The sequence below is a fragment of the Variovorax sp. 10L421 genome (assembly GCF_056395365.1).
In genome coordinates, this window is the sequence record NZ_JBFTJJ010000009.1 from 65,022 (window position 1) to 87,853 (window position 22,832).

Below are 22,832 nucleotides of genomic sequence, written 5' to 3' on the forward strand. Positions count from 1 at the left end.
TTCCGAAGGCATAATAAATTCCGTAATAAGACGGAATTTGATATGAATCTGCACCAGTTCAAGTTTGTTCAGGAAGCCGTGCGGCGCAACCTGAATCTCACGGAGGCGGCCAAGGCGCTCCACACCTCGCAGCCCGGCGTTTCCAAGGCCATCATCGAGCTCGAGGAAGAACTGGGCGTTGAAATCTTCGCGCGCCATGGCAAACGCCTGAAGCGCGTGACCGAGCCGGGCCAGCACGTCATCGCCAGCATCGAACTCATCATGCGCGAGGTGGGCAACCTCAAGCGCATCGGCGAGCAGTTCAGCGCGCAGGACAGCGGCACCCTCTCCATCGCCACCACCCACACCCAGGCGCGCTACGTGCTGCCCGTGCCCGTGGCCAACCTGCGCGAGGCGTACCCCAAGGTCAACGTCAGCCTGCACCAGGGCTCGCCCGACCAGGTGGCTCGCATGGTGATCGACGAGATCGCCGAGATCGGCATTGCCACCGAATCGCTCGACGGCTACGCCGAGCTCGTGACCCTGCCCTGCTACGAATGGCAGCACGTGCTGGTGCTGCCCAAGGACCATCCACTGGCCGCCAAGGAGCGCATCTCGCTCGAAGACCTGGCGAGCGAGCCGATCATCACGTATCACCCGTCGTTCACCGGACGCACGCGCATCGACCATGCGTTCGCGCAGAAGAAGCTCACGCCGCGCATCGCGCTCGAAGCCATCGACTCCGACGTGATCAAGACCTACGTGCGCCTCGGGCTGGGCGTGGGCATCGTGGCCGAGATGGCCGTGCGCGACGAATCGAACGCCGACCTCGTGGTGCGCCCGATGGGCCACGTGTTCGGCCAGAATATCGCGCGGGTCGCGTTCAAGCGCAGCGCCTACCTGCGCAACTTCGTCTTCAAGTTCGCCGAGCTGCTGTCCGACCGCCTCGACCGCAACCTGATCGCCAAGGCCCTGAGCGGCCATCAACAAGACTACGAACTATGAGCACAGCTCAATCCCCACGCACGCCCGACATCGCCACCAAGCTGCCGGCTGTAGGCACCACCATCTTCACCGTGATGTCGGCGCTGGCCGCCGAGAAGAATGCGGTCAACCTCGGCCAGGGCTTTCCGGATTTCAACTGCGATCCGAAGCTGCTCGAAGACGTGACGGCCGCCATGGCCGCGGGCCACAACCAGTACCCGCCGATGCCCGGCATCCCGGCGCTGCGCGCAGCGATTGCCGGCAAGATCGCTGCGCTCTACGGCCACGGCTACAGCGCCGCCGACGAAATCACGGTCACCGCGGGTGCGACGCAGGCCATCATCACCGCCATCCTCGCCGTGGTGCGCGCGGGCGACGAGGTGATCGTTCTCGAGCCCTGCTACGACAGCTACGTGCCCAACATCGAACTGGCCGGGGGCAGCGTGGTGCGCGTGCCGCTCGTGCCCGGCACCTTCCGCCCCGATTTCGACAAGATCGCCGCGGCGCTCACTCCGCGCACGCGCGCAATCATCGTGAACACGCCGCACAACCCGAGCGCCACGGTCTGGACCGCGGCCGAGATGCGCAAGCTCGAGGAACTGCTGGCCCCGACCGACGTCCTCGTGATTGCCGACGAGGTCTACGAGCACATGGTCTACGACGGTGCGCGGCACGAAAGCGTGGCGCGCTTTCCGGGCCTGGCGGCACGCAGCTTCATCGTGAGCAGTTTCGGCAAGACCTACCACGTCACCGGCTGGAAGGTCGGCTACGTGGCGGCACCGGCGCCGCTGATGGCCGAGTTCCGCAAGGTGCACCAGTTCAACGTGTTCACCGTCAACACGCCAATGCAGCATGCGCTCGCGCAGTACATGGCCGAGCCGAAGCCCTACCTCGAGCTGCCCGCCTTCTACCAGCGCAAGCGTGACCTGTTCGCGGCCGGCCTGGCCGAGAAGACCCGCTTCAAGCTGCTGCGCAGCGAGGGCAGCTATTTCCAGTGCGTCGACGTCTCGGCGGTGAGCGACCTGTCCGAAGCCGAGTTCTGCCTGTGGCTGACCCGCGAGATCGGTGTTGCGGCGATTCCGCTGTCGGCGTTCTACGGCAATGGCTTCGACCAGCGCGTGGTCCGATTCTGCTTCGCCAAGAAGGACGAAACGCTGGTCGCGGCGCTAGATCGGCTTGCACGACTCTGATCGGCTCGCACGGCTTGAATGCCGACGACACCGGTAGGAAAGCCCTGACCGTCGAAGAAGCGGCTATCCGGCGTGTCTCCGGTCTCCGGACATCGAGCATGAATGCTCGACAACAAGGCCCAGGAGAAACACATGTCCCTCTCGTTCATTCTGCTGATCGTTCTGATCCTGCTGCTGGTAGGTGCGCTGCCGAGCTGGGGCTACAGCCGGAGCTGGGGTTACTGGCCCAGCGGCGGCGTGGGCCTGATCGTGCTGATCCTCGTCATCCTGGTGCTCATGGGACGCATATGACGCTTCCAGACATTTCGCGCATCTGAAAGAAGCCCGCGGCAAGCGGGCTTTTTTTTCGCCATGCTGCCGTCAGGCCTGCAGCTGGGCCCAGGCCTTGTCCAGCCGCTTGACGCTGACCGGCTGCGGCGTGCGCAGCTCCTGCGCGAAGAAGCTCACGCGAAGCTCCTCGAGCAGCCAGCGGAATTCGAGCATGCGCTCGTCCACCACGCCCTTGCGCTCGGCCACCAGCCGCCAATAGCGTTGCTCCTGCGGCCGCAGTTCGGCCAGCTTGGCGGTGTCGCGCGCCGGGTCGCTGCGCAGCTTGTCGAGCCGCAGCACGATGGCCTTGAGATAGCGCGCGAAATGTTGCAGCTGTGTCCACGGCGCGTCGGCAATGAAGCGCTTGCCGACCAGGCGCTGCAGCTGCTGCGCAGCGTCCTGCACGGCTTCGGGCTGGATCCTGGTGTCCTTGATCTTGCGCGCGGCGGCCGCGTACTCGGCCAGGATGGTCGAGGCCAGCCGCGCCACCTCGTTGGCGATCAGCGTGAGCCGGCCCCGCCCCTCTTCCAGGCGGCGCTTGAAGGCGAACTCGTCGGTGGGCAGCGGCTCTTGCAGAAAGGCCCTGTCGATCGCCACATCGATGATCTGCGTGCGCAGCTCCTCGGAGGTACCCAGCGGCATGTAGGCCACGGCCATCTTCTGCAGATCGGGGATGTTCTTCTCGAGGTACTTGAGCGCGTCCTTCAGTTGCAGCGCAAACAACCGGCGCAGGCCCGCGCGATGCTTCGCGGCGGCCACGGCCGGTTCGTCGAACACCTCGATGGTGACGGCATCGCCCTCGTCACGCAGCGCCGGAAATCCGATCAGCGATTGCGATCCGCGGCGCACTTCCATCAGCTCGGGCAGCTCACCGAAGCTCCAGCCCGTGTAGCGCTGGCCCGCGGGCAGGCTGGGCGCGGCGGGTGCCGGCGCCGCGCTGTTGCCTTTGGCCTGGCCGCCTGCGTCGATGGTGTCGGCGGGCTTTCGCTCGGCGGAAGCCTTCACGTTGAGGCCCGCCAGCGCCTGGAAAGCGCCTCGTGCCTGCGCGCCCAGTTCCGCCTTGAGTGCGCCCAGGTTGCGTCCCATGCCCAGCTGGCGCCCGTGTTCGTCCACGATGCGCAGGTTCATGAACAGGTGCGGCGGCAGCATGTCGAGCTTGAAGTCGGCGCGCTTCACGTCGATGCTGGTCATGTCGCGCACGCGCTTGAGCAGCACGTCGGTCAGCGAGCCCGTACCGAACAGCTCGGGCGCCGATAGTTCTTCCGCCAGCTTCGAAGCCGACTCGGGCAGCGGCACCAGCCGCGAGCGCGGGCGCTGCGGCAGGCTCTTGAGCAGCGCCTGGATCTTGTCCTTGAGCATGCCCGTCACCAGCCACTCGCAGCGTTCCTCGCTCACCTGGTTGAGCACGAACAGCGGCACGCTGACGGTGAGGCCGTCCTTCGCGTCGCCGGGCTCGTGCAGGTAGGTCGCAGCACAATCGACGCCGCCCAGCCGCAGCGTGGCCGGAAAAGACTGCGTCGTGATGCCAGCCGCCTGGTGGCGCATCAGTTCATCGCGCGTCAGGAACAAGAGACGTGGCTGCTCCTTCGAGGCATGGCGGTACCAGTTCTCGAAGGTGATGCCGCTGGCCACGTCGGCGGGCAACTGCGCGTCGTAGAAGGCGAAGATCAGTTCGTCGTCGACCAGCACGTCCTGCCGGCGCGACTTGTGCTCCAGCCCTTCGACCTCGCGCACCAGCTTGCGGTTGGCCGTGAGGAACGGGAACTTGCTCTCCCATTGCCCACCGACCAACGCCTCGCGGATGAAGATTTCGCGCGCCGCGACCGGATCGACCTTGGTGAAGTCGACGCGGCGCCCGCTGTATACGACAAGCCCGTACAACGTCGCGCGCTCCAGCGCCGACACCTGCGCGCCCTTCTTCTCCCAGTGCGGGTCGAGCAATTGCTTCTTCAGCAGATGCCCCGCCACCTGTTCGAGCCACTGTGGCTCGATGTTGGCGATGCCGCGCCCGAAGAGCCGCGTGGTCTCGACCAGTTCGGCCGCAACGATCCAGCGGCCGGGCTTCTTCTTCAGATGCGCACCCGGGTGCTTGTAGAACTTGATGCCGCGCGCACCGAGATACGCCTCGTCATCTTCGAGCTTCCAGCCAATGTTGCCGAGCAGGCCCGCGAGCATCGACAGGTGCAGCGGCTCATAGCCAGCGGGCTCGGCGTTGAGGCGCCATTTGTGCTCGGTCACGACTGTGAGCAGCTGCGAGTGGATGTCGCGCCACTCGCGCACACGGCGGATGTTGATGAAGTTCTGGCGCAGCAGCTGCTCGTACTGGCGGTTGCTGAGCTTGTGCGTGTCTCCGTGGCCGCCGCGCGCGTCGGCGATCCACTTCCACAGCCGCAGGTAGCCGCTGAACTCGCTCTTCTCGTCGTCGAATTTCGAATGCGCCTGGTCGGCCTGCTGCTGTGCGTCCATCGGGCGGTCGCGCACGTCCTGCACGCTGAGGGCCGAGGCGATGACCAGGACTTCTTCGAGCGCGCCGCGCGATCGGGCTTCCAGGATCATCCGGCCGACGCGCGGGTCGAGCGGCAGCCGCGACAGCTCGGCACCGGTTTGCGTCAGTTCGTTGGCGTCGTCGACCGCGCCGAGTTCGTTGAGCAGTTGGTAGCCATCGGCAATCGCGCGCGGCGATGGTGCCTCGAGGAACGGAAAGCGCGCCACGTCGCCCAGCCGCAGCGACTTCATTCGCAGGATCACACCCGCGAGCGAGGAACGCAGGATTTCCGGATCGGTGAAGCGCGCCCTGCCTTCGAAATCCTTTTCGTCGTAGAGCCGGATGCAGATGCCGTTCGCCACCCGCCCGCACCGGCCCGCGCGCTGGTTGGCCGCGGCCTGGCTGATCGGCTCGACCAGCAACTGCTCGACCTTGCTGCGGAAGCTGTAGCGCTTGACGCGCGCCGTGCCGGTGTCGATCACGTAGCGGATGCCCGGCACGGTGAGCGAGGTCTCGGCCACGTTGGTGGCCAGCACGATGCGCCGGCCCGTGTGGCCGTCGAAGATGCGGTCCTGCTCGGGACCCGAGAGGCGCGCGAACAGCGGCAACACCTCGGCGTTGCGCAGCAGCGGCTGGTGACTCAGGTGGCGGCGCAGGTGGTCGGCCGCTTCACGGATCTCGCGCTCGCCGGGCAGGAAAACAAGGATGTCGCCCGCGTTGTGCGGGTCGCGCCAGAGTTCGTCGACACCATCGGCGATCGCATCGTTCAGGTCGTGCTCGCGCGACTCCTCGAACGGGCGGTAGCGCTGCTCCACCGGGAAAGTACGGCCGGAGACATAAATGATCGGCGCCGGCCCGTTCCTGGACGCGAAGTGCTGCGCGAAGCGGTCGGCATCGATGGTGGCCGAGGTGACAATCACCTTCAGGTCGGGCCGGCGCGGAAGAATCTCGCGCAGGTAGCCCAGCAGGAAGTCGATGTTCAGCGAGCGCTCGTGGGCCTCGTCGATGATCAGCGTGTCGTAGGCCTTCAGCAGCGGGTCGGTCTGCGTCTCGGCCAGCAGGATGCCGTCGGTCATCAGCTTGACCGAGGCGTCGCGGCTCAACCGGTCCTGAAAGCGCACCTTGAAGCCGACCACGTCGCCCAGCGGCGTCTTCAACTCTTCAGCGATGCGCTTGGCGACCGAGCTCGCAGCAATGCGGCGCGGCTGCGTGTGGCCGATGAGCCGGCCCTTGCCTGGCTCGGCGTTGAGCTTGCCTCGACCCAGCGCCAGCGCGATCTTGGGCAGCTGCGTGGTCTTGCCCGAGCCCGTTTCGCCACAGACGATAACGACCTGGTGCGCCGAGATGGCGGCCATGATTTCGTCGCGCCTGCCCGAGACAGGGAGCGATTCGGGAAATTCGATGCGAAGAGGTGTCGTGGTCGTCAAGGGAAGGCAGTCGTCGGGCTGGCGCGGCGGGCAAACCGTCGATTATCGGTGCGCACGGCAGTTGTTGCAGGGCGCCCACAGTGCGCCGCCCCATGGCAACACGTCGTGTAAATAGTCTTTACTCCACTGCACCCTCTCGCTACGATCGCGTCCATGTCCTGCCTTGCCCCCACCACCTTGCGCCGTCGCTGCGCAAGCCGTGCGCCCACCGCGCATGGACGGGCCAAGTTGCCTCGCCCGGCCTGAAGCCGCGCCCCCGCGCGCTTCGAGCACAGAAGCGCCGCAACCGCTCCCACAGCGTCTGACTGCCGACTCCTTCGTGCGAAGGAGCGGGCGCTTTTCCGTCCCTGTTCGATAAAAAAGAAAAACACCATGTCCAAAGACATCCATTCCCGCCTGCACGCCGAGCTGTCCGAACGCACGCGCCATCTGCAGACCGTCGCCGAGGCGCTGAAGGCCGAACTCTTCGGCATCGATGACATCATCGACCGCGTGATCGATTCGCTGCGCGCCTGGTATGTGCTGCCGCAGCTCATCAGCCGCCCTGTGGTCATCTGCCTCTGGGGCCTGACCGGCACGGGCAAGACACAGCTCGTGCGCCGCCTGGCCCAGCACCTGGGCTTCTACGACCGCTTCATCGAAGTACAGATGGACGGCTTCAGCCATGGCTCGGGCTATCACAGCCGCGGCTCCATCTCGGCCATGCTGGCCGAATCGGGTATTGCCGAAAGCACGCCCGGCATCCTGGTGCTCGACGAGTTCCAGCGCTTCCGCACCGTCGATGGCAACGGCAACGAGGCCAAGGTCGAGCGCTACCAGGATGTGTGGGCGCTGCTGTCCGACGGCCGCCTGCCGCCCGCGCTGTCGATGCTGGGCGAGATCGAATCGTCGCTCGCGCAGGCCGAGTACGTGCAGGACCGCGACGGCCCGGCCGACAGGAAGAAGGACGACAAGAAGCGCAAGCTGCACCTCTCGCCCTGGGAGGCGCACGAAGTGAAGCGCTGCCTGAAGCTTTCCGAGACCCTGCTGCAGATCATGGCCTGGAAGCCCGCCGAGGTGCATGCGCGCCTGCGCGCCTTCCGCGACGCGCAGCAAGACTGGGAGACCGACTACAGCAAGCTGCTGGTGTTCGTCTCGGGCAATCTCGACGAGATGTACGCCGAGACGGCCCGCCGCGTCGAGGACTGCGACACCGACGCCGACATCTTCCACACACTGACGAAGAAGCTCTCCGTCATCGACGTGAAGAAGGCGCTGGCCGAGCGTTTCCGCCCCGAGCAGATCGCGCGCCTGGGCAACAACCACGTGATCTACCCGTCGTTCAACCGTGCGACCTACGTGCGCCTGATCCTGTCGATCTGCGACCGCTACGTGGGCGAGATCCAGGAGAGCTCCGGCGTGCGCTTCGTGCTCGACGCGAGCGTGTACGAGCAGATCTACGCCAACGCCGTGTTCCCGGCGCAGGGCACGCGCCCGCTGTTCTCTTCGATCCACGCGATCCTGAGCGCCACGCTGGTCAATGCCGCGCTGTGGGCGCTGGAGCAAGGCGCCGACGGCGGCGAGCCGGTGTGGCTCACGCTGGATGCGGGCGCCTCCTGCATCCAGGCCAAGTACCGCAAGGTGCGCCGCCAGTTCCCGGTGTCGCTGGAGCTGAACCGCCTCAAGCAGCGTTCGAGCGAGGACTTCCGCGCCCTGCTCGCCGTGCACGAGGCCGGCCACGGCGTGGCCTACGGCCTGCTGTTCGGCCGCGCACCGCAGGAGATCAAGATCAACGTCGCCTCGTTCGAGGGCGGCTACAACAGCTACGAGCAGCGCAAGGCCTGGTCGAAGGAGAACCTGCGCGACCGCATCTGCGTGAGCCTCGCGGGCCGTGCCGCCGAGCAACTGGTGTTCGGCGAGCAGGCCTGCACCTCCGGCGCCGTGCAGGACTTCATGCAGGCTACCGCCTGCGCGGCACAGTACGTGCGCCACTTCGCCTTCGGCACGCGCCTGAGCCGCACCGACGTGGCGAACGACCCGGAGGACAACCGCAATACCGACGTCGATGCCACCAACCCCGAGATCGAGGCCCTGCTCGCGCAGGAGCATGCGCGCGCCCTCGCGCTGCTCGACGCGCACACGCCGGCGCTGGTGGTGGTGGTCGACGCGCTGATGCGCGAGGGTTCCATCGCGCCGGCCGAACTGGCGGCAATGCTCGGCCTGCCAACCGCTCCCACCGGAGAGCCGACCGACGCCTATGCGGCGCTGCTGGCGAGCTTCCGCGCCCGCCATGCCGACCTGCTGCCCCCGGCGCAACCAGAGGCCGCCGCAGCAGCCGTTCCCGCCAGCGCGGCCCGCGTGCTGCGGGCGATCGCCTGAATCGCCCGAGTCAGGCAAACGACGCTCCATGAATGCACAATCACGCCCCATGTCCACCGTTTTCAACTTCACCTTCGTGCCCTGGTTCCGCTCGGTCGCGCCCTATATCCACACGCACCGCGGCAAGACTTTCGTGGTCGCCCTGGCGGGCGAGGCGATCGCGGCGGGCAAGCTGCAGAACATCGCGCAGGACCTGGCCCTGATCCAGAGCATGGGCGTGAAGATCGTGCTGGTGCACGGCTTCCGTCCGCAGGTCAACGAGCAGCTCGCGGCCAAGGGCCACGAAGCAAAGTACTCGCACGGCATCCGCATCACCGACGAAGTGGCGCTCGACTCCGCGCAGGAAGCCGCGGGACAGCTGCGCTACGAGATCGAGGCTGCCTTCAGCCAGGGCCTGCCGAACACGCCGATGGCGGGCTCGACGGTGCGGGTGATCTCGGGCAACTTCATCACCGCGCGGCCCGTTGGCGTTGTCGACGGGGTGGACTTCAAGCATTCGGGCCTGGTGCGCAAGGTCGACTCGGCCGGCATCCGCCGCACGCTCGATTTCGGTGCGATGGTGCTGATGTCGCCCTTCGGCTTCTCGCCCACCGGCGAGGCCTTCAACCTGACGATGGAAGAGGTGGCCACCAGCGTCGCCATCTCGATCCAGGCCGACAAGCTGATCTTCCTGACCGAGATCCCGGGCATCCGCATCGACAGTGAGTTGCCCGAGAGCGAGGACAACCCGATCGACACCGAGCTGCCGCTGGATGCCGCGGAAAAACTGCTCGCCTCGCTGCCGCCGCCGCAGAAGCCGACGGACACGGCTTTCTACCTGCAGCACTGCGTGAAGGCCTGCAAGGCCGGCGTTGAGCGCAACCACATCCTGCCCTTCGCGCTCGACGGCTCGCTGCTGCTCGAGGTGTACGTGCACGATGGCGTCGGCACGATGGTGATCGACGAAAAGCTCGAGAGCCTGCGCGAAGCCTCGGTGGACGACATCGGCGGCATCCTCCAGCTGATCGAGCCCTTCGAGCGCGACGGCACGCTCGTGAAGCGCGACCGCACCGAGATCGAGCGCGACGTGGGCCACTATACGGTGATCGAGCACGACGGCGTGATCTTCGGCTGCGCAGCACTCTACCCATACCCCGAGGCGCGCACCGCCGAGATGGCCGCGCTCACGGTGTCGCCTCAATCGCAGTCGCAGGGCGACGGCGAACGCATCCTCAAGCGTGTCGAACACCGCGCCAAGGCGATGGGCCTGGACAGCATCTTCGTGCTCACCACGCGCACCATGCACTGGTTCCTCAAGCGCGGCTTCCAGCAGGTCAACCCCGACTGGCTGCCCGAGGCGCGCAAGCGCAAGTACAACTGGGACCGCAAGAGCCAGGTGCTGGTCAAGAAGATCTGACCGACTGCTGAAATCCCCGAGAAGGAGACTGCCCCGATGACGCTCGCCACAGCCCTGCTCTTCGCCATCGTGGCCTTCGCCGCCATCGCCACGCCCGGTCCTACCGTCCTGCTGGCGCTCAGCAACGGCTCGCGCCACGGCGTACGGCGAGCCTTGCCGGGCATGCTCGGCGCAGTGCTGTCGGACTTCGTGCTGGTCGGCGCCGTGGCCCTCGGCCTTGGCGCGCTGCTGGCCGCGTCCGAGTTCTGGTTCTCGATGCTGAAGTGGGTCGGCGCGGTGTACCTGGCGTATCTCGGCCTGCGCATGCTGCGCTCCAGGGGCGGCGGCTTCCATCTGCCTGCCGCCGACGGCGCGCCGTCGACCACGGCGGGCGAGAGCAAGCGCATCTTCTTCAAGTCCTTCCTCGTGGCGGCGACCAACCCCAAGGGCTACATCTTCTGCTCGGCGCTGTTGCCGCAGTTCATCGATCCCTCGGCCGCGCAGGCGCCGCAATACTTCGTCATCGCCCTGATCTTCGCGGGCCTGGACATGGCGGTGATGCTGGCCTACGCCTTCGTCGGCGCCCGCGCGATCCGGCTGCTGACCGTATCGGCCACGCGCTGGATCGACCGCGCCTGCGGCGGCATGCTGCTGGCGCTGGCCGGCTCGCTCGCCTTCTACCGGCGCGGCGCGGCCTGACGACGACACCTGTCGCCGGCCAGTAGCCGCTTCGCCAGGAGCGGTAACAGCCGTCACCGATAATCCCGGGCATGAATCCCCTGCTTTCCCGGTTGCAACCCTATCCCTTCGAGCGGCTGAAGCAACTGTTCGCGGGCGTCACGCCCAATCCCGAGTTTTCCGCCATCAGCCTGGGCATCGGCGAACCCAAGCACGCCACGCCGGGCTTCATCAAGGACGCCTTGAGCGCCAGCCTCGGCGCGCTGGCCGCCTATCCCGCGACCGCCGGCGACGTTGCGCTGCGCACCGCCTTCACCGACTGGCTGAAAACCCGCTACAGCCTCGCCCTCGACCCGGCCACGCAGGTGCTGCCCGTCAACGGCTCGCGCGAGGCGCTGTTCTCGCTGGCCCAGACCGTGGTCGACCCAACCGCCTCGCCGCAGCCGGTGGTGATGTCGCCCAACCCGTTCTATCAGATCTACGAGGGCGCGGCCCTGCTCTCGGGCGCCGAGCCGTACTACGTGGCCAGCGTGCCCGCGCGCAATTTCGCGGTCGACTGGGACAGCGTGCCCGACGACGTCTGGGCCCGTACGCAACTGGTGTTCGTCTGCTCGCCGGGCAACCCGACGGGCGCCGTGATGTCGCTGGACGAGTGGAAGAAACTCTTCGCACTGTCCGACCGCCACGGCTTCGTGATCGCCGCCGACGAGTGCTACAGCGAAATCTACTTCCGCGACGAGCCCCCGCTCAGCGGCCTCGAAGCCTCGGTGAAGCTCGGCCGGCCCGACTTCAGAAACCTGATCGCACTGACCTCGCTGTCCAAGCGCAGCAACGTGCCCGGCCTGCGCAGCGGCTTCGTGGCGGGCGACGCGTCCATCATCAAGAAGTTCTTGCTCTACCGCACCTACCACGGCAGCGCCATGAGCGGCACCGTGGCCGCCGCCAGCATCGCGGCCTGGGGTGACGAGTCTCATGTGGTCGATAACCGCGCGCAGTACCGCGCCAAGTTCGCTGCCGTCACGCCGCTGCTCGAACCCGTGCTCGACGTGCGCCTGCCCGACGCCAGTTTCTACCTCTGGGCCGGCGTGCCCGAAGTGTGGGCTGGCGACGACGAAGCCTTCGCCCGCGCGCTCTACGCTCAATACAATGTGACGGTTTTGCCAGGCAGCTATCTGGCGCGCCATACGACATACGGGGCGCACAGCGCCAACCCCGGCCGGGGCCGCATCCGCATGGCGCTGGTGGCCGGAACGGCCGAGTGCGTCGAGGCCGCCGGACGCATCGTCCGCTTCTGCAACGAGGGCACGGACGCCCGCCGCTGATCCGCTTTCCCGCTCCCATTTTTCACCCGAGACCTTCTCCATGACCCAGCAACTGCAACAAATCATCGACGCCGCGTGGGAAGACCGCGCCAACATCTCGCCCTCCGCCTCGTCGGCCGAAGTGCGCGATGCCGTCGAGCACGTCATCACCGAACTCAACAACGGCAAGCTGCGCGTGGCCACCCGTGAAAGCGTCGGCAAGTGGACCGTGCACCAGTGGATCAAGAAGGCCGTGCTGCTGTCGTTCCGCCTGAAGGACAACGAGCAGATGCAGGCCGGTTCGCTCGGCTTCTACGACAAGGTGCCGACCAAGTTCTCGCACCTGTCGGCCAACGAGCTGAAGGAGTCGGGCGTTCGCATCGTGCCGCCGGCCGTGGCCCGCCGCGGCAGCTACATCGCCAAGGGCGCGATCCTGATGCCCTCGTACGTGAACATCGGCGCCTACGTGGGCGAAGGCACCATGGTCGACACCTGGGCCACCGTGGGTTCGTGCGCGCAGATCGGCGCCAACGTGCACCTGTCGGGCGGCGTCGGCATCGGCGGCGTGCTCGAGCCGCTGCAGGCCGGCCCCACCATCATCGAAGACAACTGCTTCATCGGCGCGCGCTCCGAAGTGGTCGAAGGCGTGGTGGTCGAAGAAAACTCGGTGCTGTCGATGGGCGTGTTCATCGGCCAGAGCACCCCGATCTACGACCGCGCCACCGGCGAAACCCACTTCGGCCGCGTGCCCGCGGGCTCGGTCGTCGTGGCCGGCAGCCTGCCCAAGGACAACGGCCGCTACAGCATGTACGCCGCCATCATCGTGAAGAAGGTCGACGCCAAGACGCGTTCCACGACCTCGCTGAACGACCTGCTGCGCGACTGAACGGTCCCAGGACCAATCCCTTTTCCCCTTAGAGAAAACAACAGCACCCGAGGAGAGAGACCGATGAACATGATGGAGCGGATTCTTCGTTTGATGGCCGAGCGCAAGGCCTCCGACATCTACCTCTCGGCCCACTCCCCGGTGCTGATCCGCATCAACGGCATCTGCGTGCCGATCAACGCGCAAGTGCTGCCGGCCACCGCGCCGCTCGCGCTGCTGTCCGAGGTGGTGCCTCCCGCCCGCATCCAGGAGCTGGAAAGCACGGGCGAACTCAACATGGCCGTCGCTCTCGAAGGCGCCGGCAACTACCGCATCAGCGCCATGCGCCAGCGTGGCACCTACGCGGTGGTGGTGCGGCACATCGCCTCGACGATTCCAAGCTTTGCCGACCTGAACCTGCCCGACATCCTCAAGACGCTCATCATGGACAAGCGCGGGCTGATCCTGATGGTGGGCGCCACCGGCGCCGGCAAGACCACCACGCTGGCCTCGATGCTCGACTACCGCAACGAGCACGCCAGCGGCCACATCCTGACGGTGGAGGAACCCATCGAGTTCACCTACACCAACAAGAAATCGGTGGTGAACCAGCGCGACGTGGGCAGCGACACCACCTCACTGCAGATGGCGCTGAAGAACGCGCTGCGCCAGGCGCCCGACGTGATCCAGATCGGCGAAATCCGCGACCGCGACACCATGACCGCCGCCATCGCCTACGCGCAGTCGGGCCACCTGTGCGTGGCCACACTGCACGCCAACAACAGCTACCGCGCGCTGAACCGCATCCTGAGCTTCTTCCCGGTCGAGGTTCGGCCCACGCTCCTGGGTGACCTGGGCGGCGCGCTGCGCGCCATCGTGTCGCAGCGCCTGCTGCGCACGCCGACCGGCGGCCGCGTGCCGGCGCTCGAAGTCATGCTCAACACCGCGCTGGTGGCCGAGCTGATCGAAAAGGGCGACTTCTCGGGCGTCAAGGAAGCCATGGAAAAGTCGATGGCCGAAGGCTCGCAGACCTTCGAGGAAGACATCGCCCGCCTCATCACCGAAGAGCGCGTGACCCGCGAGGAAGGCCTGTCGCACGCCGATTCGCCCACCAACCTGATGTGGCGCCTGCAGAACCGCGCCGCGCCCAAGCAGCAGGTGGATGACCGCCACCTGACCGACCAGGTCGACGAACCCACCTTCACCGACATCACGCTCGACGTGAAGTTTTGAACCAAGCCTTTTCCCGATGTCCCGTACGCTCCAGCTCGCCGAACAACTCATCTCGCGCCCCTCCGTCACCCCCGACGATGCGGGCTGCCAACAGATCCTCGGCGAGCGGCTGGCGCCACTGGGCTTCACGCTGGAAACCATCGAGAGCGGCCCGGCCGACTTTCGGGTGACCAACCTCTGGGCGGTGCGCCGTCCCACCAACGCGGCTGCGACCAAAACGCTGGTGTTCGCCGGCCACACCGATGTGGTGCCCACCGGCCCTGTCGAGCAATGGACCAGCCACCCTTTCACCCCCACGCATCGCGACGGCAAGCTCTATGGCCGTGGCGCCTGCGACATGAAGACCTCGGTGGCCGCCTTCGTGACCTCGATCGAGGAATTCCTGCAGGCCGTGCCCGACCCGCAGCTCACGCTCGCGTTGCTGCTCACCAGCGATGAGGAAGGCCCCGGCGTCGACGGCACCGTCATCGTCTGCAACGCGCTGGCCGCGCGCGGCGAAGTCATCGACTACTGCATCGTCGGCGAGCCCACGGCGGTGGAGCGCTGCGGCGACATGATCAAGAACGGCCGCCGCGGCACCATGAGCGGCAAGCTCACCGTCAAGGGCGTGCAGGGCCACATCGCCTACCCGCACCTGGCGAAGAACCCCGTGCATTCGGTCGCGCCCGCGCTGGCCGAACTGGTGGCCATCAACACCGCGGGCGGCTGGGACACCGCGAGCAACCCCTACTTCCAGCCCACCAGCTGGCAGATCAGCAATTTCCATTCGGGCACCGGCGCAAGCAACGTGATTCCGGGCAGCGCAGTGATCGACTTCAACTTCCGCTTCTCGACCGAATCGACGCCCGAATCGCTGCAGCAGCGCGTGCACGCCGTGCTCGACGCGCACGGCATCGACTACACGCTGGCCTGGACCGTCGGCGGACTGCCCTTCCTGACGACGCCCGGCGAACTGGTCGCGGCCGTGCAGGGCGCGATCCGCGCAGAGACCGGCATCGAAACCGAGCTGTCGACGAGCGGCGGCACCAGCGACGCGCGCTTCATCGCCAAGATCTGCAGGCAGGTAGTCGAACTCGGCCCGGTGAACGCCAGCATCCACAAGATCGACGAGCACATCGACGTGGCCGAGATCGAGACGCTGAAGAACATCTACCTGCGCACGCTGAAGCAGCTCGATGCTGCACTCGCGACATGAGCACCGTCATCGAGCTGATCGAGTCGGGCGCCAAGCGGCTCGAGGAAGCCGGCGTGGCTTTTGGCCACGGTACCGCCAACGCCTTCGACGAAGCCGCCTGGCTCGTGCTGTGGCGCCTGAAGCTGCCGCTGGACGACCTCGACAGCGTCGCCGACACGCCCGTGTCACCCGCAGAAGCCGGCAAGGTCGCCGCGCTGATCGAAGAGCGCATCGCCACGCGCAAGCCCGCCGCCTACCTCACGAAAGAGGCGTGGCTGCAGGGCGTGCCCTTCTACGTGGACGAGCGCGCCATCGTGCCGCGCAGCTTCATCGCCGAGCTGATCGCCGACGGTTCCATCGACTACTGGCTCGGCGAGCACACGCGGCGCGTGCTCGACCTGTGCACTGGCAATGGCAGCCTCGCGGTGCTCGCGGCGCTGACCTATCCGGACGTGACCGTGGATGCGGCCGACCTGTCGGCCGAGGCCCTCGAAGTGGCGGCCATCAACGTCACCCGCCACGAGTTGGACGCGCGCGTCACGCTCATCGAATCGGACGGCCTGGCGAACACGCCCGGCCCGTACGACCTCGTGCTGTGCAACCCGCCCTACGTGAACAGCGCCAGCATGGCCGCCCTGCCCGCCGAATACCGTGCCGAGCCCGAGCTCGCACTGGCCGGCGGCACCGACGGCATGGATTTCGTGCGCCAGCTGTTCGCCGCCGCGCCTTCCTGCATGAGCGAGCGCGCCGTGCTGGTGCTGGAAATCGGCAACGAGCGCGACTACTTCGAGGCCGCCTTTCCGCAGCTCGAGGTCGTCTGGCTCGAAGCCTCGGCGGGCGAGGACCAGGTCTTGCTGGTCACACGGGAGGCGCTGCTGAAATCGGACTTCCGGACGCAGAAGTAATACAAAACCATTTTTTGGTTTTCCTTTTGCGCCCTCTGCGAAATCTTCGCGTCCTCTGCGTCCGGTAACCCGCATTCGCGGCCCCCTTCAGCCCACCCGGGATAATCCCGGCCTAGGCCCATTTTCATGATCACTCTCAAAAACGTCATTCTTCGCCGCAGCGCCAAGGTTCTGCTCGACGGCGCCACCGTCACCCTCAACCCCGGCGAAAAGGTCGGCCTGGTGGGGCGCAACGGCGCCGGCAAGTCGACCCTGTTCGCCCTGCTCAACGGCACGCTGCACGAAGACGGCGGCGACTTCTCGGTGCCCAAGCACTGGCGCATGGCCCAGGTGGCGCAGAACATGCCCGAGACCGAGGAGTCGGCCACCGACTTCGTGGTGGGCGGCGACACCCGCCTGACCGAGCTGCGCGAGTCGCTGGCCGCCATCGAGGCCGCCTACACCGCGAACCCCGACGACGCCGACATCGGCATGGAGCTGGCCCACGCCTACACCGACCTGGCCGACGCAGGCGAGCACGACGCCGTGCCGCGCGCGCAGGCGCTCATCCTGGGCCTGGGCTTCAAGTCGCACGAGCTCGACGAGCCCGTCAACAGCTTCTCGGGCGGCTGGCGCATGCGCCTGCAGCTGGCCCGCGCCCTGATGTGCCCGAGCGACCTGCTGCTGCTCGACGAACCGACCAACCACCTGGACCTGGACGCCCTCGTCTGGCTCGAAGCCTGGCTGCAGAAGTACCCGGGCACCATGATCGTCATCAGCCACGACCGCGAGTTTCTCGACGCCGTGACCGACGTCACCCTGCACATCGCCAACGCCCAGCTCACGCGCTACGGCGGCAACTACAGCAAGTTCGAGGACATGCGCGCGCTGCAGATGGAGCAGCAGCAGGTGGCCTTCAGCAAGCAGCAGGACAAGATCGCCCACCTGCAGAAGTTCATCGACCGCTTCAAGGCCAAGGCCAGCAAGGCCAAGCAGGCGCAAAGCCGCGTCAAGGCGCTGGAGCGCATGGAAAAGGTGGCGCCGCTCCTGGCCGAGGCCGACTTCACCTTCGAGTTCAAGGAGCCGGGCAACATCCCCAATCCGATGCTGTCGATCAGCAACGCGAGCTTCGGGTACGAGATCGAGAACGAAGCGCCCAAGACCATCCTTCGCGGCGTGAGCCGTTCGGTGCTGGCGGGCCAGCGCATCGGCATCCTGGGCGCCAACGGCCAGGGCAAGTCGACGCTGGTGAAGACCATTGCGCGCGAAATGGGTGCGCTGGCCGGCCAGGTCACCGAAGGCAAGGGCTTGAACATCGGCTACTTCGCGCAGCAGGAACTCGACGTGCTGCGCCCGCAGGACACCCCGCTCGAGCACATGGTGCGCATGGCGCGCGAGCTCGGCAGCAGCGTCAAGGAAGCCACCGGCGAACAGGCCCTGCGCGGCTTCCTCGGCAGCTTCAACTTCAGCGGCGACATGGTCAAGCAGCCCGTGGGCACCATGAGCGGCGGCGAAAAGGCCCGCCTCGTGCTCGCGATGATGGTGTGGCAGCGCCCCAACCTGCTGCTGCTCGACGAGCCCACCAACCACCTGGACCTGGCCACCCGCGAGGCCCTCGCCGTGGCGCTCAACGAGTTCGAAGGCACGCTGATGCTCGTGAGCCACGACCGTGCGTTGCTGCGTTCGGTGTGCGACGAGTTCTGGCTGGTGGGCCGCGGCGTGGTCGGCGACTTCGACGGCGACCTCGACGACTACCAGCGCTACCTGCTCGACGAGGCCAAGCGCCTGCGCGAAGAAGCGAAGATGGCGACGCGCGAGGCCGTCAGCATCGCCGCTGCTGCCGCAGCAGCCGCACCGGTGGCGGCGCCCGCCGCTGCGCAGCAACGCAAGCAGGACGCCCAGGAGCGCCAGCAGCGCAGCGACCAAGCCAAGCCGATCAAGCGCGAGATCGCGCAGATTGACGAGCGCATGGCCGCCGCCGGCACCGAACGCACCGCGCTCGAAGCGCGCCTGGCGCAGCCGCTGCCTCCTGCGGAGATTGCCGAAGCGGGCAAGCGGCTGAAGGCGCTCAACCATGAAATCGGTCGCCTCGAAGAGCGCTGGCTGGCCCTGTCGGACCAGCTCGAAGCCCTGGCGGCCTGACCTGGAACCAGGCAAGGGGAATCACCGGATGCCGTCCGCCATCGACCTGGCCCGGGGTGACGAGAAACTCGTCGCCGCCGTGCACCGCAGCCGCCGGCTCATCACCCGCAAGGCCCTGATGGCCGCCGCCGCCAGCGCCGTGCCCCTGCCCGGCATCGACTGGATGGCCGACGCCGCCCTGCTCTCGCGGCTGGTGCCGCAGATCAGTGCCGAGTTCGGCCTCTCGGTCACCCAGGTCGAAAAGCTCGCGCCCCACCAGCGCGAGCGCATCCAGAAGGCGGCGACCACCGTCGGCGCCCTGCTGGTCGGCCGGCTCGTCACGCGCGACCTGCTGATCCGGCTGGCCAAGCACGCGGGCGTGCGCCTTACCGCCAAGCAGGCAACCAAGTACGTGCCCATCGCCGGGCAGATCGTGTCGGCCGCGCTCGGCTATGCGGCACTGCGCGCGCTCGGCGAGCAGCACATCAAGGACTGTGTGCGCGTCAGCACGACCCTCGCTCTCGCGCCGCCCGAACCGCACGCGAACGCCTGAGCGACTCGCGGTCGAACAGCACCTGCGCCGCCCAGCCTGCACACACCAGCCCGAAGCAACCGGCTCCCGCGACGGCGGGGCGCGCCGCCATCAGCCCGACGATCAGCCCCGCAAGGGACAGCAGCGCCAGCAGCGCGCACAGCACGCGATCAAGCCAAAGGCCCGACAGGAAGCGTCTGAGCACGGTTTACTCATCGGCCGACGGTTGGCGCAAGGCCCGCGCAGCGGATTTGAGCGCCTCTTCCCGTACCTGCTGCTCGTAGGCAGCCAGCAGCGCAATGTAGTGGCGCGACATCACGTCGCTCACCCGTCCCAGGCCGATCTTGCTGATCGTCGGCTGCGGAATGCCTGTTCTCTGCTCGATCTGCTTCTGCGTGAGCCCCATGGCCCTCAGCGCCAGGACCAATTCGCGTGGCTTCATGGTTTTCTCCCTTTTTCTCATATTCTAAAGTCCAGGAAGAATATTCATCTGAGCTTAAATCCCGCTCGATGGAGACCATTGCCACACGCGCCTTGGCCGCGCGCAAATTCGCCAAGATGACGCAGAAGCAGGCAGAGGCAGCTTCCGGCGTCAAGCAGTCCAGCATTTCCAAGATCGAGCGGGGAGACACCAGCCGATCGATGAGCGTGCTCGCGCTGGCGCGCGCCTACCGTGTCGACCCCAACTGGCTGGACACCGGCGACGGGCCGGCTCCATGGGACGAAGACCAGATCCGCCAGGCCCGCGACAAGGCCAACGAACCGCCTGGCCCCTATCGCGTGACGCGCACTCCGCCGTCGATCCCCTCGTTCAATCCCCGCACTCCCGGTACCGTGCCGCTCATCGCGTGGGCGGATGCCGCCAACTGGGACAGCCTCGAAGTTTCGCAGCAGCCCAGCGCCGAGCGCTGGATCCCCTGCATCGCCCATCACAGCCTTCATACCTATGCGCTGCGCGTGCGCGGCGACAGCATGACCGCGCCCAGCGGCCATCTGAAGAGCTATCCGGCGGAGTCGATCGTGTTTGTCGACACACAACTGAAGACACCCGATGACGGCGAACGCATCATCGCGAAACTCGACGACAGCGGCGAGATCACCTTCAAGGTGTTCAAGGAAGACGACGGGCGCCGCTGGCTGCTGCCGTTGAACCCGACGCACGAGCCGGTGCGCCAAGCCTTCACAGTGCTCGGCACCGTCATCGGCAAATGGGAAGACGAAGACTGAGGCCGTTGAAACGAGATTCCATCAAGGTCAGCTTCCATGCAGGTTCACAGGCGATAGTCATGGCTCTCCCTGTGGCCTGCATTCTCTGATCCTCCCTCCTCCAGCAGGTCACCTTCCAGCCCGCCTTCGTGCGGGCTGTTTTTTTGTTGTTCCAGGTGCGCGCGCTTCGCGTTACCTCGCCGGGCAACTTTGAACGCCGCAAATGAAAAAGGCCGCTGGAAGGCGGCCTTTTTCAACGTGTTTTCAGAGGAGAAGGGTTCTGGTAGGACGTACTGGATTCGAACCAGTGACCAACGGATTAAAAGGCGTTGGCAAGCAAAATCAGCGCTCGAATGAGCAACCTTCATCGATCGCTGTTGATTATGTAAGGCCTTGATCTAAAAGGCAAATCTCCGTTGATTGCTGTTGACCGCTGCGCACGGCAGTTGAACCGACTTCACTTTTGAGTGCACTGAAATTGCACTGGAGATCTGCACCCCGCCCCCTCAACGCCATGCCCGCGCGAATTCAGCACGGCCCACCTCGGTCTCGCTTCGCTCCCGCGCTCGGACGCTCCTACTGCTTGGACGGCGCCGGTCGACAGCAGTCACACTCTCCGCCAAAACAGTGCCTATCTGGTTCATTTTTTTAGGCGCCGGGAGTTTCCCCAGCAAATTCCCCCTGCAACGGACGGTAACTGGCCCGGCCGCGAAGTCGCCGGCCGCGCTCACCGCAAGTTGGAGTCAAACGGCTGCTGGCCTTTGCCGAATATGCGAATCCCACGCGTAGTCGGCTCGTAGCAGCTCTGCGAAGTCGAGCCGTCAACGCGCAAGACGGTGAGCAGATTCCCCGGCGCCGTAGCTTGCCAAGCGACGAACGCGCGGTCCTTGTCGGTGTTCGCCATGCCTGATTGAAACTGCGCAATCTGCTTGCACGTGAGACGCCACATCGTCGCGGGGCGGTTCTCGAATAGGAAGTCCTCACGCATGCCCGGCGGGGCGGATTCGAGGTGCACCAGCAACCGCTCACTCAAGGCCGACGTGTGCGGGTGCTCGGGCATCGGCGCGGGTTTGATCGGCGGCGGGACCAGCTGCGTCGGTCGGGCCTGCACGCGGTTCGAGCGCACGATGCGCTCGAACTCATCGATGCGCTCGGGCGACATGTACCCGTCGTAGCCGTTTTGATAATAGCCCTGGGTGCGTAGTTTGAGCTCAAGTTTATCCCGCTGCGTGCATGTCGCGTCCGATGTCGAGCCGCTGCGCCGGCACATCTCGCTGAGCGATTTATAGTCGTCGAGCGCGTCGGCTCGGGCCTGCGTAGGGGCTGTCGCTGCCGCCAAGACGAGGACGAGGGCTAGCCACAGCTCAGGCGATTTGCCCGACGCCAGGGCTCGCCGCCCGGCTTCCCTGTCGGCAACAGGTGCGGGGGTAATCGCGCGGGTTATGGAGTCGATGCGCTGGGTGATCACGGTCATGTGGAGAGCCTTTCGTCAGCGCCAGCGAGCGAGCCCCTGGGCGAGATCGACGCTGGCGCCGGCGTCATTGCCCTGCGCCTGGCCGCGGCGGCCAGCGCGTGGCCGGTGGGCCGCGACCGCGTACTCGGCCAGATCGAACGCGGCGGACATGCTGTCTGCGGCGGGCTGAATCGCCCAGGCATGGCCTTCCTCACCTTCGCGCATCGTGTAGACCACCACCAATGGGGACGCCTCGATCACGTCTCCGACCTTGCGGTCGCTGAGCGCGACCTCCACCGCTGCCGGCACCGGCGGCTCATTCAATGCATCGAGACTCACTGGGCCTTGCAGCGCATCCACCTGCGCGGCGTGCGCCGCTGCGGATTTGCGAAATTCAGAACCTCCCTTGACCATTGCTCGCCAAGCGCGCGCCAGCTCGGAAGATGTCAGCGCTGGCGGCGGGGGTGCCAGCAGCGCGGCCTCTAGCTCTCGCAGTTCGTGGGACCACACCCGATCTTCTTCGGGCTCTGGGGAGGCGAGGGTCAGCAGCAGGCGAAGTAGGTACGGCGCGCGCCAATGCCCCTCGGGGAGCCAGCCGATGCTCTCTGCTGCCTGAGCCAGCCACCCGGCGCGCTCTCGACTCAGACCACTGAGGTGCTTGCGCTTGCGCTTGGGACCTGGATCTGTGCAATGCGCCTGAAGGACGGCCCCGAGTTGCGCGGCATCGTCGATCCCATCGGGTAGCCCGCCGGCTGCTTTCTCAAGCTCTTGCGCGATCTGCAAAGGGCTCAAAGTGGGCTCGTCCACGCGGGCAGCCATGACGATCATCCTCACCAGCATCCGATTCGCATCGTGTGGGACCGTCGGCGGCTTGCCACGGCCTCGGCGCCCCTGCCCTTGGTCCGACGCGGCGGCGTCGGCATCAAGCGCACCGAGCATGACCAGCTCGAGGACCCTCCGGCATGCTTTCTTGTGGGCGTCGCTCAGATCGATTGCGTAACTCGTGCCGAGCGGGAGATCCAGAGCCAGCCGAGCGCGCAACGACTCCATGGCCTCGATCGTGTCCGAGGCCAATCGTTCATTTCGGTGACGGGCTGAATTTGTCATTTTGGTGCACCCGCGTTGATGGCAGGTAATTCGCTCATCACAGATTACCAGCCATCGAACAACATATGCCAAATTCTTACGCGACGGACCACAACGAGCGCGCACAGCATCCGGCCATGCCAGACGACACGTTTCTGACCGCTGAGGCTGTCGGTGCGCTGCTGCCTTGGC

At 66.3% G+C, this 22,832-nt stretch carries 20 protein-coding genes; 14 read left to right on the forward strand and 6 right to left on the reverse strand.

Annotation, left to right across the window (positions count from 1 at the left end; translation table 11 throughout):
- The first annotated feature begins 42 nt into the window (after positions 1-42).
- The 3 genes from AC1DFC_RS14170 to AC1DFC_RS14180 all read left to right on the forward strand — a co-directional run bounded on the left by AC1DFC_RS14170 (position 43) and on the right by AC1DFC_RS14180 (position 2,444).
- Complete coding sequence (locus tag AC1DFC_RS14170) at positions 43-984, forward strand: CysB family HTH-type transcriptional regulator (RefSeq protein WP_007832298.1); 942 nt, start codon at positions 43-45, stop codon at positions 982-984.
- Entirely contained in the window at positions 981-2,153 is a 1,173-nt protein-coding gene (locus AC1DFC_RS14175) for a pyridoxal phosphate-dependent aminotransferase (protein WP_413331579.1), read from the forward strand. Before AC1DFC_RS14170 ends, AC1DFC_RS14175 begins: the two co-directional genes overlap by 4 nt.
- A 132-nt stretch (positions 2,154-2,285) precedes the next feature.
- Positions 2,286-2,444 (forward strand): DUF3309 family protein, encoded by a 159-nt coding sequence (locus tag AC1DFC_RS14180; protein ID WP_413331578.1) that lies wholly within the window; start codon positions 2,286-2,288, stop codon positions 2,442-2,444.
- Positions 2,445-2,513: 69 nt separating this feature from the next.
- Here the strand turns inward: AC1DFC_RS14180 and hrpA are convergent, their stop codons facing one another.
- Positions 2,514-6,302, reverse strand: a complete 3,789-nt coding sequence (hrpA, locus tag AC1DFC_RS14185) for an ATP-dependent RNA helicase HrpA (protein WP_478179489.1) — start codon at positions 6,300-6,302, stop codon at positions 2,514-2,516.
- A 444-nt stretch (positions 6,303-6,746) separates the two neighbouring features.
- Between hrpA and AC1DFC_RS14190 the strand changes: the two genes are divergently transcribed.
- The 10 genes from AC1DFC_RS14190 to AC1DFC_RS14235 all read left to right on the forward strand — a co-directional run bounded on the left by AC1DFC_RS14190 (position 6,747) and on the right by AC1DFC_RS14235 (position 18,916).
- The gene (locus AC1DFC_RS14190; protein WP_478179453.1) at positions 6,747-8,732 is read left to right on the forward strand and encodes an AAA family ATPase; all 1,986 of its coding nucleotides are present in this window, start codon (positions 6,747-6,749) and stop codon (positions 8,730-8,732) included.
- Positions 8,733-8,781: 49 nt separating this feature from the next.
- Positions 8,782-10,128 carry an amino-acid N-acetyltransferase gene (gene argA / locus AC1DFC_RS14195; protein WP_007832305.1) on the forward strand — a complete coding sequence of 449 codons (1,347 nt, stop codon included), beginning with the start codon at positions 8,782-8,784 and terminating at the stop codon, positions 10,126-10,128.
- A 36-nt stretch (positions 10,129-10,164) separates the two neighbouring features.
- Positions 10,165-10,806, forward strand: coding sequence for a LysE family translocator (locus tag AC1DFC_RS14200; protein WP_007832306.1), 642 nt, complete (start codon positions 10,165-10,167; stop codon positions 10,804-10,806).
- Between the two features lie 71 nt (positions 10,807-10,877).
- Positions 10,878-12,107: a succinyldiaminopimelate transaminase gene (gene dapC, locus AC1DFC_RS14205; RefSeq protein ID WP_007832308.1), complete on the forward strand. Its 1,230-nt coding sequence runs from the start codon at positions 10,878-10,880 to the stop codon at positions 12,105-12,107.
- 40 nt (positions 12,108-12,147) lie between these two features.
- Positions 12,148-12,972, forward strand: coding sequence for a 2,3,4,5-tetrahydropyridine-2,6-dicarboxylate N-succinyltransferase (gene dapD / locus AC1DFC_RS14210; RefSeq protein WP_007832310.1), 825 nt, complete (start codon positions 12,148-12,150; stop codon positions 12,970-12,972).
- 63 nt (positions 12,973-13,035) lie between these two features.
- Positions 13,036-14,184, forward strand: coding sequence for a PilT/PilU family type 4a pilus ATPase (locus AC1DFC_RS14215; protein WP_007832312.1), 1,149 nt, complete (start codon positions 13,036-13,038; stop codon positions 14,182-14,184).
- Between the two features lie 16 nt (positions 14,185-14,200).
- Positions 14,201-15,379, forward strand: a complete 1,179-nt coding sequence (dapE, locus tag AC1DFC_RS14220) for a succinyl-diaminopimelate desuccinylase (protein WP_007832315.1) — start codon at positions 14,201-14,203, stop codon at positions 15,377-15,379.
- Positions 15,376-16,263 carry a 50S ribosomal protein L3 N(5)-glutamine methyltransferase gene (gene prmB, locus AC1DFC_RS14225; RefSeq protein WP_007832317.1) on the forward strand — a complete coding sequence of 296 codons (888 nt, stop codon included), beginning with the start codon at positions 15,376-15,378 and terminating at the stop codon, positions 16,261-16,263. The genes dapE and prmB overlap by 4 nt, the downstream gene beginning before the upstream one ends.
- A 126-nt stretch (positions 16,264-16,389) precedes the next feature.
- Positions 16,390-18,384, forward strand: a complete 1,995-nt coding sequence (locus AC1DFC_RS14230; RefSeq protein WP_007832319.1) for an ABC-F family ATP-binding cassette domain-containing protein — start codon at positions 16,390-16,392, stop codon at positions 18,382-18,384.
- 28 nt (positions 18,385-18,412) lie between these two features.
- On the forward strand, positions 18,413-18,916 hold the full coding sequence (locus AC1DFC_RS14235; RefSeq protein WP_413331572.1) for a hypothetical protein: 504 nt from the start codon (positions 18,413-18,415) through the stop codon (positions 18,914-18,916).
- Here AC1DFC_RS14235 and AC1DFC_RS14240 read toward each other — a convergent pair.
- Both AC1DFC_RS14240 and AC1DFC_RS14245 read right to left on the reverse strand, forming a co-directional pair.
- Complete coding sequence (locus AC1DFC_RS14240) at positions 18,867-19,100, reverse strand: hypothetical protein (RefSeq protein WP_157632175.1); 234 nt, start codon at positions 19,098-19,100, stop codon at positions 18,867-18,869. The two genes, AC1DFC_RS14235 and AC1DFC_RS14240, sit on opposite strands and share 50 nt — an antisense overlap.
- A 3-nt stretch (positions 19,101-19,103) precedes the next feature.
- On the reverse strand, positions 19,104-19,337 hold the full coding sequence (locus tag AC1DFC_RS14245) for a helix-turn-helix domain-containing protein (protein ID WP_007832323.1): 234 nt from the start codon (positions 19,335-19,337) through the stop codon (positions 19,104-19,106).
- A gap of 68 nt (positions 19,338-19,405) precedes the next feature.
- Between AC1DFC_RS14245 and AC1DFC_RS14250 the strand changes: the two genes are divergently transcribed.
- The gene (locus AC1DFC_RS14250) at positions 19,406-20,122 is read left to right on the forward strand and encodes a helix-turn-helix domain-containing protein (RefSeq protein WP_007832324.1); all 717 of its coding nucleotides are present in this window, start codon (positions 19,406-19,408) and stop codon (positions 20,120-20,122) included.
- A 44-nt stretch (positions 20,123-20,166) separates the two neighbouring features.
- On the opposite strand, the gene AC1DFC_RS14255 is transcribed toward AC1DFC_RS14250, so the two are convergent.
- From AC1DFC_RS14255 to AC1DFC_RS14265, 3 genes are all read right to left on the reverse strand, one after another.
- A complete protein-coding gene (locus tag AC1DFC_RS14255; protein WP_162130816.1) occupies positions 20,167-20,358 on the reverse strand; it encodes a hypothetical protein in 192 nt (63 codons plus the stop codon).
- Positions 20,359-20,828: 470 nt separating this feature from the next.
- Positions 20,829-21,575: a hypothetical protein gene (locus tag AC1DFC_RS14260; RefSeq protein WP_007832325.1), complete on the reverse strand. Its 747-nt coding sequence runs from the start codon at positions 21,573-21,575 to the stop codon at positions 20,829-20,831.
- A 15-nt stretch (positions 21,576-21,590) separates the two neighbouring features.
- Complete coding sequence (locus AC1DFC_RS14265) at positions 21,591-22,628, reverse strand: hypothetical protein (protein ID WP_042673202.1); 1,038 nt, start codon at positions 22,626-22,628, stop codon at positions 21,591-21,593.
- Between the last annotated feature and the right edge of the window lie 204 nt (positions 22,629-22,832).